We start from the raw sequence: 14422 nt of genomic DNA, 5'->3' as shown, positions 1-14422 counted from the left end.
AGGTTTCTGTCACGAATCAACGCCATTATCGAAAGATTGTGGCGTTGCCTCGTCGTGGCCGTTGCTTGCTGAATGAGCCCTTTCGTCAACTTGCGATTCGTCATGTTCCAACTCAACAATCCCTCGCGAATCGATGCATGTGTCGCCGCCCTGTACGGCGGCACGACTTCGCTGTGCGCAAATACCCACGGCCCCGGAGGTTACTGATGGAGTTCGGTTTCAACCTGAACCGCACCGCCAATGCATCCGCACGACGGCTGCGTCCAAACGGATGGGACTTCGTCGCGTTCCCGCTGATCATCTGCCTGATCGCGATGGCGTCGATCGGCTTTCACGAGACGCTCGCGCCGATGTCGACGCTAAAGACGCAGGCGATCTCGCTCGATCCGGCCAACCTGCCCGAGTACGCGATGCGCACCACGCTGCGCATGCTCGCGGCGATGGTCGCGTCGCTGATCTTCACGCTGGTCTACGGGACGCTGGCCGCCAAGAGCCGCCGCGCCGGTCTCGTGCTGGTGCCGATTCTCGACATCCTGCAGTCGGTGCCGGTGCTCGGCTACATCTCGTTCACGGTGACGTTCTTCCTCGCGATGTTCCCGGGCCGCGTGCTCGGCGCCGAACTCGCCGCGATCTTCGCGATCTTCACGAGCCAGGCGTGGAACATGACGTTCAGCTTCTATCAGTCGCTGCGCACGGTGCCGCGCGATCTCGACGAAGTCTCGCGCGGCTTTCATCTGACTTCATGGCAGCGCTTCTGGAAACTCGAAGTGCCGTTCTCGATGCCCGGCCTGATCTGGAACATGATGATGTCGATGTCGGGCGGCTGGTTCTTCGTCGTGGCTTCCGAAGCGATCACGGTCGGCAATCATACGGTTACGCTGCCGGGCATCGGCGCCTACCTGGCGCAGGCGATCAGCGACAAGAACCTGCACGCGGTCGGCTGGGTCATCCTCGCGATGACGGTCGTGATTCTCGCCTATGACCAGTTGCTGTTCCGTCCGCTCGTCGCGTGGGCCGACAAGTTCCGCATGGAGACCACGACTTCGGGCAACGCGCCGCAGTCCTGGCTGCTCGACACGATGCGGCGCACACGTCTGATTCATCAGTTGCTGACGCCGGCGGGCGTGATGCTCGCGACCACCGCACGCATTCCGTTCCGTGTGCCTTTCGCGAGCGCGCGACGCGCCAGCGGACCGCGCGGCGAGAAATCGACGCGCGTGGGGGACATCATGTGCGGCGTGCTCGTATTCGTGCTGACGGTCTATGCGATCTATCGCGTCGTCGCCTATGTGCGTGCCGGCGTCACGCTCGACGAGGTCGGTCACGTGTTCGTGCTCGGGCTCATCATACTACTGCGGGTCGCCGTGCTGATCGCGATCTCCTCGGTGATCTGGGTACCGATTGGCGTGTTGATCGGCCTGCGTACGGCGCTCGCCGAGAAGGTCCAGCCGCTCGCGCAGTTTCTCGCCGCGTTCCCCGCGAACCTGCTGTTCCCGGTGTTCGTGATCGTGATCGTGCGCTTTCATCTGAATCCGGATATCTGGCTGTCGCCGCTGATCGTGCTCGGCACGCAGTGGTACATCCTGTTCAACGTGATCGCGGGCGCGACCGCCTATCCGAACGACTACCGCGAGGCGGCCATCAATTTCCGCATCCGGGGCTGGCAATGGTGGCGCCAGCTGATGCTGCCGGGCGTATTCCCTTACTACGTAACTGGCGCGATCACCGCATCGGGCGGCGCGTGGAACGCGAGCATCGTGTCCGAGTTCGTCCAGTGGGGCGATACCAATGTGGTCGCGCACGGCCTCGGCGCCTATATCGCCGAGACGACCGCCGCGGGCGACTTTCCGAAGATCATCCTTGGCGTCGCCGTGATGTCGCTATTCGTCACGCTATTCAACCGCGCGCTGTGGCGCCCCCTGTATGCCTTTGCCGAAATCAGGCTGCGACTCGACTAGGAGTGAACCCATGCAAAACGTCATTCAAGCCATTCCCGCCGACCGGCTCCAGTCGTCGCCGCGCGTGGGCGCGCAAGTGCTGAACATCGAGCACGTGAGCCGCGGCTTCCATAAAAACCAGAGCGACCTGCTGGTGCTCGACGACGTCAATCTGACGCTGCACGAGGGCGAAATCGTCGGACTGCTCGGCCGCTCGGGCTCGGGCAAGTCGACGCTGCTGCGCATCATCGCCGGTCTGATCCGGCCGACGAGCGGCAATGTGACCTACCTGGGCAAGCCGCTCGACGGTCCCGCCGAGGGTGTCGCGATGGTGTTCCAGACCTTCGCGCTGTTTCCGTGGCTGACGGTGCTGCAGAACGTCGAAGCGGGGCTGGAGGCGCTCGGCGTCGGCGTCGAGGAGCGGCGCACGCGCGCGCTCGCCGCGATCGATCTGATCGGCCTCGATGGTTTCGAAAATGCGTATCCGCGCGAACTGTCGGGCGGCATGAGGCAGCGCGTCGGCTTCGCGCGCGCGCTCGTCGTCGATCCGACCATCCTGCTGATGGACGAGCCCTTCTCCGCGCTCGACGTGCTGACCGCCGAAACGCTGCGCACCGACCTGCTCGACCTGTGGAACCAGGACCGCATGCCGATCAAGTCGGTGCTGATCGTCACGCACAACATCGAGGAAGCCGTGTTCATGTGCGATCGCATTCTCGTGCTGTCGTCGAACCCCGGGCGCGTGGTGGCCGAGACCGTAGTGCCGTTCGCGCATCCGCGCAACCGGCTCGACCCGGATTTTCGCGCGCTCGTCGACGAAATCTACGCGAAGATGACCGCGCGCCCCAGCGACACCGCGGCCAAACGCGAACTCGAACCCGGCAGCTGGTTGCCGAACGTGTCGACCAACCTGATGGCGGGTCTGCTCGAAACGCTCGCTGCAGCGCCCTACAACGGCCGCGCCGACATGCCCGAGATCGCGCGCACACTGCAGCTGGAAGTCGACGAACTGTTCCCGATCGCGGAGATGCTGCAGTACCTCGGCTTTGCCGAAGTCAGCGAGGGTGACGTGTTCCTGACGCCACCCGCGCATCGATTCGCCGAGGGCAGCACGCAGGAGCGCAAGATCATGTTCGCCGATCATTTATTGCAGCGCGTGCCGCTCGCCGCGCGAATAAGACAGGTGCTCAACGAACGGCCCGGACATCGCGCGCCGCGCGTGCGCTTCGAGCAGGAACTCGAGGACCTGCTGTCCGACAGCGCGGCGCAGGAGACACTCGATGCGGTGATCGACTGGGGTCGTTACGCGGAAATCTTCTCGTACAACGACAAGACGGAGACTTTCAGTCTCGCGGACGTCGAGACCTGAGCGAGTGCCGAAACGAAATGGCCGCGGAAAACCTGAGAGCGGTGGATCGTCTTCACGAGTTGGCGGTTTTTCCAGTCGACCGCCTCAGGCCCACGCGCGCGAGCATGAAACTCGCGCGGCCCATCGATGAAGATTCGGGCTTCCAGGGCGAACGCGAGTACGCCGTCGCGTCATCGCTGCACGACGTGCCGAACCTCGGCCAGCTGCTGCCGGCGTTGCTCGCCCTGCCGCTCCAGCATCCAGCCGGGGTACTCCGCCGGCAGCGCGCTGACTTCGGCCAGCTTCGCGAGCTCATCGGCGGATAGCGCGACGTTGGTCGCCGCGATGTTGTCGTCGAGCTGCTCGATTTTCTTCGCGCCGACGATCACCGTGCTGACGACACGCTGATGCAGCAGCCACGCCAGCGCGATCTGCGCGACCGAGACGTTTTTCGCTGCAGCGATTTCGCGCATCACGTCGATGCAGTCATACGCGCGCTCGCGATCGACAGGCGGAAAATCGAAGTTCGTGCGACGGCTGCCCGCTTCGGCCTGCTGCTCGCGTCCGTATTTGCCGCTCAGCAAACCGCCCGCGAGCGGACTCCACACCATCAGGCCGAGGCCTTCGCTTTGCAGCATCGGCACGAGTTCGCGTTCGAGATCGCGGCCCGCGAGCGTGTAATACGCCTGCAGCGTTTCGAAGCGCGCGGTGCCGAGCCGCTCGGCGATGCCGAGCGCCTTCGCGATCTGCCACGCGGCCCAGTTCGACACGCCGACGTAGCGCACGTGGCCGTGCTGCACGAGCGTATCGAGCGCGCGCACGGTTTCTTCGATCGGCGTGGCCGGATCGAAACCGTGGATCTGATACAGGTCGACGTGATCGAGTTGCAGACGCTTCAGGCTCGCCTTGATGCCGTCGAGGATGTGATAGCGCGACGCGCCGCGCGCGTTTGCGAACTCGCCGGTCTGGCCGAACACCTTGGTCGCGATCACGACCTTGTCGCGCGGTACTTGCAGGTTCTTCAGCGCCTGGCCGGTGATCTGCTCGGACAGGCCGCCCGCGTAAACGTCGGCGGTGTCGATGAAATTGATGCCCGCGTCGAGCGCCCGGCCGACCAGCCGCTCCGCGTCGTTCTGCTGCAGATCGCCGATCTGCCGCCAGATGCCTTCGCCACCGCCGAAGGTCATCGTGCCCAAACACAGCTCTGAAACAAACACACCGGTACGACCCAACTGGTTATATCGCATCGTCGACGCTCCATCGTGGGTGCAGGAAGAGTCGTCAAGCGTACTGCAATTGGCGGAGGTTGGTAGGAGTGGCGCACACGCCGCAAAAGACTACGAATTCCAGCAGCGGCGCGAAGCCCGATGCGCCGCGCACGAGCGGCGAAAACCTGCGAGACTGACGGCTATTGCGCCGTCAGCGTGGATCAGCGTGGAATGACCCACAACCGCCAAAACGGTCGACATTGCCCGGTACCGACTGGATATCGCCCGCGCCGCCCTCATCTGCACAAGCATGACTTCGGCAAAGACTTCCGCCGCACTCGACGCGGCGCTTCGCTCCCGCAAGGCCCGCTCCACCGCGAGCGCGGCGCGCGCCGCCGCGCCAGCCTTACCGCCAGCCCAGCAGGCGCTCGACGGTTTTCACCCAGCCGTCGCCAACTGGTTCCGGCAAACCTTCGCCGCCCCGACCGACGCACAAGCCGCCGCGTGGCCGCAGATCCGTAGCGGCCGTTCGACGCTGGTCGCCGCGCCGACGGGCTCCGGCAAGACGCTGACCGCATTCCTGTCCGCGCTGAATGACCTGGTCTCGCGAGGCCTCGCGAACGGCGGCACGCTGCCCGACGAAACGCTGGTCGTCTACGTGTCGCCGCTGAAGGCGCTTTCGAACGACATCCGCCTGAATCTGCAACTGCCGCTGCAAGGCATCGCCGCCGAACTCGATAGGCTCGGCCTGCCGCCGCTCGACATTCGCACCGCGGTGCGCACCGGCGATACCACGCAGCAGGAACGCAATGCGTTGAAAAAGCGCGCGCCGCACATTCTCGTGACGACGCCCGAGTCGCTGTACGTGCTGCTCGGCTCGGATTCTGGCCGCCGCATGCTGGCAACGGTGCGCACGGTGATCGTCGATGAGATTCATGCGCTCGCCGGCAGCAAGCGCGGCAGTCATCTCGCGCTGAGCCTCGAACGGCTCGACGCGCTCTGCGCCCGGCGCCTGCCGCGCATCGGGCTGTCGGCGACGCAAAAGCCGGTCAGCGCGGTCGCGCGGTTTCTGGTCGGCGGCGCGAGCCTCGAGAGCGACGTACCGGCCGAGTGCGCGGTGATCGACGTCGGCCACGTCCGCGCGCGCGACCTCGCGCTCGAGATCCCGCCGGTGCCGCTCGAAGCGGTGATGGCCAACGAAGTGTGGGAGCGCGTCTACGACCGGCTCGCCGAGCTGGTCGCGCAGCACCGCACGACGCTGATCTTCGTCAACACGCGCCGGATGGCCGAGCGCGCCGCGCGTCATCTGACCGAGCGGCTCGGCAAGGACGCGGTCGCCGCGCATCACGGCAGTCTCGCGAAAGAACATCGTTTCGACGCCGAACAGCGCCTGAAACGCGGCGAACTGCGCGTGCTGATCGCGACCGCTTCGCTCGAACTCGGCATCGATATCGGCGACGTCGACCTCGTCTGCCAGATGGGTTCGCCGCGCGCGATCGCGCCGTTCCTGCAACGCGTCGGCCGCTCGGGCCACCACGTCGGCGGCATGCCGAAGGGGCGGCTCTTTCCAGCCTCGCGCGACGACCTGCTCGAATGCGCGGCGCTGCTCGATTGCGTGCGGCGTGGCGAACTCGATGCGCTACGCATCCCGCGCGCGCCGCTCGACGTGCTCGCGCAACAGATCGTCGCGGAAGTGTCGAGCGCCGAGTGGAGCGAGGATGCGCTGTTCGACATGCTGCGGCGCGCAGCGCCGTACGCGGATCTGTCGCGCGAGCAATACGACGCGGTGCTGCGCATGCTCGCCGAGGGCTACACGAGCCGCCACGGTCCGCGCGCCGCGTACGTGCATCGCGATGCGGTAAGCGGCACGCTGCGCGGCCGGCGCGGCGGCAAGCTGGTCGCCGTGACGTCGGGCGGCACGATCCCCGAAAACGCCGATTACGCCGTCGTGCTCGAACCGCAGGCGATCAACATCGGCACCGTCAACGAGGACTTCGCGGTCGAAAGCCTCGCCGGCGATGTGTTCCAGCTCGGCAACGCGTCGTATCGGATTCTGCGAATCGAGAGTGGCCGGGTGCGTGTCGAGGACGCACAAGGGCAACCGCCGAACATTCCGTTCTGGCTCGGCGAGGCGCCGGGGCGCAGCGACGAGCTGTCTTTCGCGGTCACGAGATTGCGGGAGCAGGTCGAGCGTTTGCTGACGGAGGGCGAGCCGGCGTCACACGCGGTTGCGTCGGTGCCAATCGCCGCGGCGCAATTCGAAGCAGCCGCAACGCCCGCGAAATCCGCGGCAAAGAGAGGACGCAACGCGAAAGCTGCCGTGGCGCAGAGCCCGACGCAGACCACAACGGCGTCCGCACCCGCCGCAGCCACGCTGCCCGCGAACGAAGCCGAACCCACGGCCGCGCGCCTCGACCGCGCCATCGCCTGGCTCGCCGACGAGCTCGCGCTCGACGAGCCCGCCGCGCGCCAGATCGTCGAATACCTGGCGCGTGCGCGCGCCGCGCTCGGCGTACTGCCGACGCAGAGCACGCTGGTGATGGAGCGCTTCTTCGACGAATCGGGCGGCACCCAGCTCGTGATCCACTCGCCGTTCGGCAGCCGCGTGAACCGCGCGTGGGGGCTCGCGCTGCGCAAGCGCTTCTGCCGCAGCTTCAACTTCGAGTTGCAGGCCGCCGCCACCGAAGACGCGATCGTGCTGTCGCTGACCGGCAGCCACTCGTTCGTGCTCGACGAGGTCTGGCGCTATCTGCATTCGAACAGCGCCGAACACCTGCTGATCCAGGCACTGCTCGATGCGCCGTTGTTCGGCGTGCGCTGGCGCTGGAACGCGACGACCGCGCTCTGCTTGCCGCGCTACACGGGCGGCCGCAAGACCGCGCCGCAACTGCAGCGCATGCGCAGCGAGGATCTGCTCGCGAGCGTGTTTCCCGAGCAGGCCGCGTGTCTGGAGAACGTCGTCGGCGAACGCGAGGTGCCGCGCCACCCGTTAGTCGACCAAACCATCGACGACTGTCTGCACGACGCGATGGACAGCGAACGCTGGCTCGCGCTGCTGCGCCGCATCGAGCGCGGCGAGTTGCGGCTCGTCGCGCGTGATCTGCCGGCGCCGTCGCCGCTCGCCGCCGAAATCCTGACCGCGAAGCCCTACGCGTATCTCGACGACGCGCCGATCGAGGAGCGCCGCACCCAGGCGGTGCTGAACCGCCGCTGGACGGACCCTGAAAGCGCCGACGATCTTGGCGCGCTCGACGCCGCCGCGATCGACAGCGTGCGCGACGAGGCGTGGCCGCAGGCGCGCAACGCCGACGAAATGCACGAAGCGCTGACGGGCCTCGCGTGCATCACCGGGGCCGAGGCGCTCGCGCACGAGGATTGGCCGACGCTGCTTGCGGCGTTGGCGAAAGCCGGCCGGGCGACGCGCTTGCCGCTGACCGCGCAAGCTAACGCGAGCACGGGCAACGACAACGCCAGCGACAGCGCACTGTGGCTGCCCGCCGAACGCCTCACCTGTTTCGAAGCGCTGTACCCCGGCATCGCGCGCAATCGCTACATGCCGCCGCTGAGCGCCCCGAAGGGCTACACCGAGAACTGGAGCGCCGACGACGCGCTCGTCGACGTGTTGCGCGCGCGGCTGACCGGCTTCGGCCCGCTGACGGTCGAGGCGATCGCGCGCCCGCTCGGTTTGCCGGCCGACCGGATCGAACAGGCGCTGATCCGGCTCGAAGCCGAAGGCTATCTGTTGCGCGGCCGCTTCACGCCGCACACGAGCGACGAGGAATGGTGCGAACGACACCTGCTCGCACGCATCCACCGCTACACGGTGAGGCGGCTGCGGCGTGAGATCGAGCCGGTCGAGCGGCACGACTTCATGCGCTTCCTGTTCGAATGGCAGCATCTGACGCCGAGCACACGCGCCGAAGGCCGCGACGCGCTCGCCGCCGCGCTCGACCAGCTCGAAGGCTTCCAGGCCGCGGCCGGCGCGTGGGAGGAAGACATCCTGCCCGCGCGCGTGCGTGCCTACACTAGCAGTTCGCTCGATGAGCTATGCCGCGCCGGCAAGATCGTCTGGACCCGCCTGACCGAGCGGGCGCGCGGCGCCGCCGGTCCGGTCCGCGGCACGCCGATCGTGCTGCTGCCGCGCGTCCAGCTGCGTGCGTGGCGCGCGCTGCTCGATCCGGCGCGCCAGGTCGAGTTGTCGGCGCTCGCGCAAAGCGTGCACGATACCCTCGCGCAACACGGCGCGATGTTCTTCGACGAACTGCTCGCCGAGGTGCGCGTGCTGCGCATGGAGCTCGAAAACGCGCTCGGCGAGCTGGTCGCGGCCGGCCTCGCGAACTCCGACAGCTTCGCGGGCTTGCGCGCGTTGCTGAAGCCGGTCGCCAAACGCAACGCGTTTTCCAGCAGCCGGCGCGCGCGAGCGAGCGCGCTGATCGGCGGCATGGACGACGCGGGGCGCTGGGCGCTCGTAAGCCGTCCGTCCGCCGTCGCGCCGGAAAATCCCCCCGAACGGCGGCGCCAGTTGCCGCCCGAGGCGCTCGAACACGTCGCAATGACGTTGCTGCGCCGCTACGGTGTCGTGTTCTGGCGCGTGCTCGAACGCGAGGCCGAATGGCTTCCGCCGTGGCGCGATCTGCTGCGCGTTCTGCAGCGGCTCGAGGCGCGCGGCGTGATCCGCGGCGGGCGGTTCGTCAACGGACTCGCGGGCGAGCAGTTCGCGCTGCCCGAGGCGATTGCGCTGCTGCGCGAGGTGCGCCGGCAGCCGAACGACGGTGCTCTTATCTGCGTTGCTGGGACCGATCCGCTGAATCTCGTCGGCACGCTGCTGGTCGGCGACAAGGTGCCGGCCGTGACCGGAAACCGCGTGCTGTATCGCGACGGCGTGGTGGCGGCCACGCTGGTGGCCGGCAAGTTCCGGTTCGACGCGGCGCTCGACGCCAACCCGCCCGAACGCGAACGCGCCCGCGCGCTGCTGGCGCGCCGCCTCTAGCGACGTCATCGTGGCGTCGTTCTGGCGGGTAATAATCGCGCCGCGCGCGGCCGCGCAGGCCCATACTCATGCTTAGCAAAACGTTAATGATTCTTCGCTCGAATTGTCACGCTTAGATACAATGAGGCAGTTTCATTTTAGTATGAGGAAGACTGTCTGCCGCCGCCCGCCTTGATAGGGACCGCCGGCACACTCCGGGGATTCCATGAGCGACGAGCTACACGACCAGGTGCTTCACGCGCGGTTCGGCACAAGCAGCCCTCGCTGGGGCCTGGCGGCGGCCAGCAACATACTGGAACTCGTGCCTGCGCACGGCCACGCGGCTGTCGGCGTCGCCATTTCCCTCACCTCTTCTCAAGCTTCCCAGGTCCGCGCGCTGAGCGGCGTGACCTCCCACGTCGTCGTCGACGTTCAGTTGGACGCCGCGCCGCTGCGGCTGCATCTGGTCGGCAAGAAACTCGATTGTCATCGCTGGGGCGGCACCGCGTCGGCCGATGGCGACACCGAATCCGTCGCGCGAGCGCTGCTGCACGGTCTGTCGTTCGCTGAACAGGTCGTCTCGGAGGTCAATTCGGTCGTCGTGATCGTCGACCGGAACGGCCGGATACAGCGCTTCAACCGGCTAGCCGAGGAGCTGACCGGGCTCAGGGAAGAGGACATCATCGGCCGCAGCGTCTGGACGTTGTTCATGTCGTCCGACGACGACCGGGTCTCGAACGAGGTCAGCGCGAATTTTTTCAATCGTGGCGAACCGTACGAGATCGAACGGCGCATCAAAACGGTGCACGGCGAACGGCTGTTCCTGTTTCGCAACAAATTCGTGCGCAGCGGCAGCGGCATCGAAGAGCAGTTCCTGATCTGCTCGGGCACCGACATCACCGAACAACGGCTCGCGCAGGACCGCCTGATCGAGCAGGCCACCACCGACCCGCTCACAGGCCTCGCCAATCGCAACGCGATCCAGGAGCGCATCCAGATCGCGATCGAACTGGCCGCGCCGGGCGAAACCGTCGGCATCCTGTTTCTCGATCTCGACAACTTCAAGAAGGTCAACGATCACTACGGCCACGTGTTCGGCGACCGCCTGATCTGCGACGTGTCGGACGCGATCCGCGACTGCCTGAATCCGGGCGACTCGCTCGCGCGTCTGGGCGGCGACGAATTCATCGTGCTCGCGGCGAAGGGCTCCGCGCATGAGCTGGAAAACACCGCGCAGCGCATTCTCGATCGTATGCGCATGCCGTTCGCTGTCGGGCTCGTCGAGGTCTATACCGGCTGCTCGATCGGCATCGCGCGTTCGCCCGAGCATGGCGAAACCCTCGAATCGCTGATCCGTTCGGCCGACACGGCAATGTACGTCGCGAAGGACGAAGGCAAGCGCACGCATCGCGTGTTCTCGCCGGACATGAATCGCCGCGTCGCGGAGTTCATGTGGCTCGACACGAATCTGCGCCGCGGACTCGACGAAGGCCAGTTGGCGCTGCACTATCAGCCGAAGCTGAACCTCGCGACGGGCGCAGTGCAAGGCGCCGAAGCGCTGGTGCGCTGGAATTCGCCGGAGCGCGGCCAGATCATGCCGGCGGAATTCATCCGTTATGCCGAGGAATCTGGACTGATCGGCGTGCTCGGCCGCTGGGTGATGGAAACCGCAGCGAAACAGGCGGCCCGCTGGAAAGCGGCCGGCTATGACCTGCGCGTCGCGATCAACGTGTCGGCGCGACAGCTCACGGATACAGCCGTGGTCCGCCATTTCACCGAGGCATTGCAGCACGCGAGTCTCGATCCATGCCTCGTCGACCTCGAACTGACCGAAAGCTGCCTGATCGAAAACGAAGCGGCCGCGATCGAGCTGATCAAGCAGTTCCGCCAACTCGGCGCGCAGGTGCATCTCGACGACTTCGGCACCGGCTACTCGTCGCTGTCGCAACTCGGCCGTATTCCGCTCGACGTGATCAAGCTCGACCGCAGCTTCACGGGCTCGATCCACGCGGATATGAAGGCACAGGCGCTGGTGCGCTCGATGGTCGCCGTCGCGCAGGAGCTCGATTTCCAGGTGGTCGCCGAAGGGATCGAAACCGAGGCGGAAGAAGCCTTCATGAAGGGGCTCGGCGTCGATTACGTGCAGGGCTTCCTGTACGCGAAGCCGATGCCCGCCACCGAGTTCGAGCGCTGGCTGCTCGATAGGCGCAGCAAGCTCAGGCTGATCGCCTGAGCCCTGCTGTCGCGCGCTTCAGCCGAGGCGCGCGGACCAACCACCCACTTCGTCTTCATCCATCCCGACGGCGCGCGCCGCGCAGTGGATTTGCGTCCACGTAGCCGCGTCGATCGGAATGCCGGCGGCCTCGCGCTGCGCGCGCGTCACGCGCTCGGGCTCGCCGGGTTCGTAGATGCGCTCCGCGCCCGCCGCGAGCGGCGACGCCTTCACCCACGCGAGGAACGCATCGGCTTCGGCTTGCGCATCGGGCGCGTCGAATGCGGTGGGATCGATGATCACCGATAGCATGCAGTTGATGATCGCGTGCGTGGTACCGAGCGTGTCCGCATGCGTCGTGAAGCCGCCCGACAGCGCGCCGCCGAAAATCTCGCAGATCGCCGCGAGCCCGAAACCCTTGTAGCCGCCGAACGGCGTCAGCGCGCCGAACGGCGCTTCGTGCATGACTTTCGGTTCGAGCGTCGGCATGCCTTCGTGATCGATCAACGCGCCGGGTGGTGTGTGCTTGCCCTGGTTATAAGCGACGCGCGTCTTGCCGAACGCGATCGTGCTGGTCGCGAAGTCGAGCACCAGCGGCGGTTTGCCTGGCCGCGGATAAGCGGCGCAGAACGGATTCGTGCCGATGCGCCGGTCCGCGCCGCCGAATGGCGCGACGAGCGGATCGCCCGCCACGTTGACGAAGTGAAACGACACCAGCCCGGCGCGCGCGCACTGCTCGGCCCAATGCCCGATGCGGCCGATATGATGCGCGCCGCGCAGGCCCACCGCGCAGACGCCGAGCCGCCGCGCGCGCTCGATGCCCCGCTCCATCGCCTCGAACGCGATCACCTGACCGAAGCCCTTGCCGCCTTCGACGGTCAGTACCGCGCCCGCGTCCTTCACGACGTCGGCGTGTCGATTCAGTTGCAGTTGCTGGTCGGCGAGCGATTCGACATAGCGCGGGATCATGCCGACGCCGTGCGAGTCGTGCCCGGTCAGATTCGCGGCCAGCAGATGATCGGCCACCAGCTCCGCTTCGCGCGGCGTACTGCCCGCTCGCTCCCAGATCGCCCTGACGTAGGCATGCAGTTGATCGGCCGGAATCCGGGGCGTGGTGGTTTGGGCAGTCTGGGAGTCGGTCATTCAGCGTGTCGGTGAGGTTCGAACGGAAGGAATGAAACGGCGGGAAAAACAGCTGCATCAAAGCAGCATCGATAAACAGCGGGCCCGGGTCACGCCCGAGCCCCACTCAAACGAAACCGGAACTCACGGCGCCGCGGCAATCACTTCGGCAACCGCGGCCGTCAGCTTCTTGCCGTACGGCACGTGCAGGAACTCGTTCGGCCCATGTGCGTTCGACTTCGGCCCGAGCACGCCGCACACCATGAACTGCGACTTCGGGAAGCCCGCCTTCAGCACGTTCATCAACGGGATCGTGCCGCCGAGACCCATGTAGGCCGCGTCGGCGCCGAAGTGCTGACGCGACGCATCGTTGAGCGCGGTGGCGAGCCACGGCGCGACCTCCGGTGCGTTCCAGCCGCTCGCCGCGCCCGCATCCGGCTTGAACGTGACCTTCGCGTTGTACGGCGGATCGAATTCGAGCAGCGCCTTCAGTTCGGCGACCGCCTTCTCCGCTTCGATGGTCGGCGGCAGCCGCAGCGACAGCTTGAACGCCGTGCGCGGACGCAGCACGTTGCCGGCGTCGGCGAGCGCTGGCAAGCCAGCCGCGCCCGTCACCGACAGCGACGGACGCCACGTCGAATTGAGCAGCGCCTCGCGCGGATCGGTCGTGGTGGGCAGCACCTGACGGCCGTCCTGGCCGCACGCCCACGGCATCTTCTTCCAGACCTCATCGCCGAGAATCTTTGCGGCGGCCTCCGCTTCGCGCAGACGATCGGCCGGCACCGTGCAGTGGAAGCCCTTCGGCAGCAGCGTGCCGTTGGCGGAGTCTTCGAGACGGTCGAACAGTTGCCGCATGATGCGGAAGCTCGACGGCACGATGCCGCCGTAGACGCCCGAGTGGATCCCTTCGTCTAGCACCTGCACTTCGAGATCGCCGCCGACGAGTCCGCGCAGCGACGTGGTCAGCCACAACTGGTCGTAATTGCCCGCGCCCGAATCGAGACACACGACCAGCCCGACGTTGCCGAGCCGCTCGCGCAGCGCGTCGACGTAGGGCAGCAGATCGTAGCTGCCCGACTCCTCGCAGGTTTCGATCAGCCCGACGCAGCGCGGACGCTCGACACCCTGTGCATCGAGCGCGGCGAGCGCCGTCAGGCTCGCATAGATCGCGTAGCCGTCGTCCGCGCCGCCGCGGCCGTAGAGCTTGCCGTCTTCGAACTTCGGCGTCCACGGACCGAGGTCGTTGCGCCAGCCATCGAACTCGGGCTGCTTGTCGAGGTGGCCATAGAGCACGACGGTTTCGTCGCTGCCCGAGCGCGTCGCGGCCGTCTCGAAGAAGATCACCGGCGTGCGGCCCGGCAGGCGGATCACCTCGAGCTTCAGGCCGCGCACCGGTTGCTGCTCGGCCCATTGCGCGGCGTCGGTGATCACGCGCTCCAGATAACCGTGTTTCGCCCAGTCGGGATCGAACGCCGGACTCTTGGCCGGCACCGCGATGTAGTCCGTCAGCGCGGGCACGATCTCGTCGTTCCACTTGCGCTCGACGAATTCTCGTAGCGTGTCCGGGTTGAGTTGAGCCTGCTGGGTCGTGTCGTCGGTGATCATGATCGGGTCCGTGAAGTACTG

The 14422-nt window shown here is 66.6% G+C and carries 7 protein-coding genes; 4 read left to right on the top strand and 3 right to left on the bottom strand.

Annotation, left to right across the window (positions count from 1 at the left end; translation table 11 throughout):
- Positions 1-206 precede the first annotated feature (206 nt).
- Positions 207-1958 carry an ABC transporter permease gene (locus tag OKW35_RS27530; RefSeq protein ID WP_429553667.1) on the top strand — a complete coding sequence of 584 codons (1752 nt, stop codon included), beginning with the start codon at positions 207-209 and terminating at the stop codon, positions 1956-1958.
- 10 nt (positions 1959-1968) lie between these two features.
- Positions 1969-3306, top strand: coding sequence for an AAA-associated domain-containing protein (locus OKW35_RS27525; RefSeq protein WP_429553666.1), 1338 nt, complete (start codon positions 1969-1971; stop codon positions 3304-3306).
- A gap of 170 nt (positions 3307-3476) precedes the next feature.
- Here OKW35_RS27525 and OKW35_RS27520 read toward each other — a convergent pair whose 3' ends face one another.
- The gene (locus OKW35_RS27520) at positions 3477-4532 is read right to left on the bottom strand and encodes an aldo/keto reductase (RefSeq protein ID WP_018425310.1); all 1056 of its coding nucleotides are present in this window, start codon (positions 4530-4532) and stop codon (positions 3477-3479) included.
- 271 nt (positions 4533-4803) lie between these two features.
- On the opposite strand from OKW35_RS27520, the gene OKW35_RS27515 reads away from it, so the two are divergent.
- Both OKW35_RS27515 and pdeR read left to right on the top strand, forming a co-directional pair.
- Positions 4804-9483, top strand: a complete 4680-nt coding sequence (locus tag OKW35_RS27515; RefSeq protein ID WP_429553665.1) for a DEAD/DEAH box helicase — start codon at positions 4804-4806, stop codon at positions 9481-9483.
- A 205-nt stretch (positions 9484-9688) separates the two neighbouring features.
- Positions 9689-11695, top strand: coding sequence for a cyclic di-GMP phosphodiesterase (pdeR, locus tag OKW35_RS27510; protein ID WP_429492149.1), 2007 nt, complete (start codon positions 9689-9691; stop codon positions 11693-11695).
- An 18-nt stretch (positions 11696-11713) separates the two neighbouring features.
- Here the strand turns inward: pdeR and OKW35_RS27505 are convergent, their stop codons facing one another.
- Positions 11714-12817, bottom strand: coding sequence for a malate/lactate/ureidoglycolate dehydrogenase (locus OKW35_RS27505; protein WP_429553664.1), 1104 nt, complete (start codon positions 12815-12817; stop codon positions 11714-11716).
- A gap of 123 nt (positions 12818-12940) precedes the next feature.
- Complete coding sequence (locus OKW35_RS27500) at positions 12941-14401, bottom strand: M20 family metallopeptidase (RefSeq protein WP_090810511.1); 1461 nt, start codon at positions 14399-14401, stop codon at positions 12941-12943.
- Between the last annotated feature and the right edge of the window lie 21 nt (positions 14402-14422).

It is taken from the genome of Paraburkholderia sp. MM5477-R1 (assembly GCF_050436385.1).
GTDB lineage: Bacteria > Pseudomonadota > Gammaproteobacteria > Burkholderiales > Burkholderiaceae > Paraburkholderia > Paraburkholderia tuberum.
Note: the sequence above shows the minus strand (reverse complement) of the source record. Positions and strands in the feature narration are given on the sequence as shown.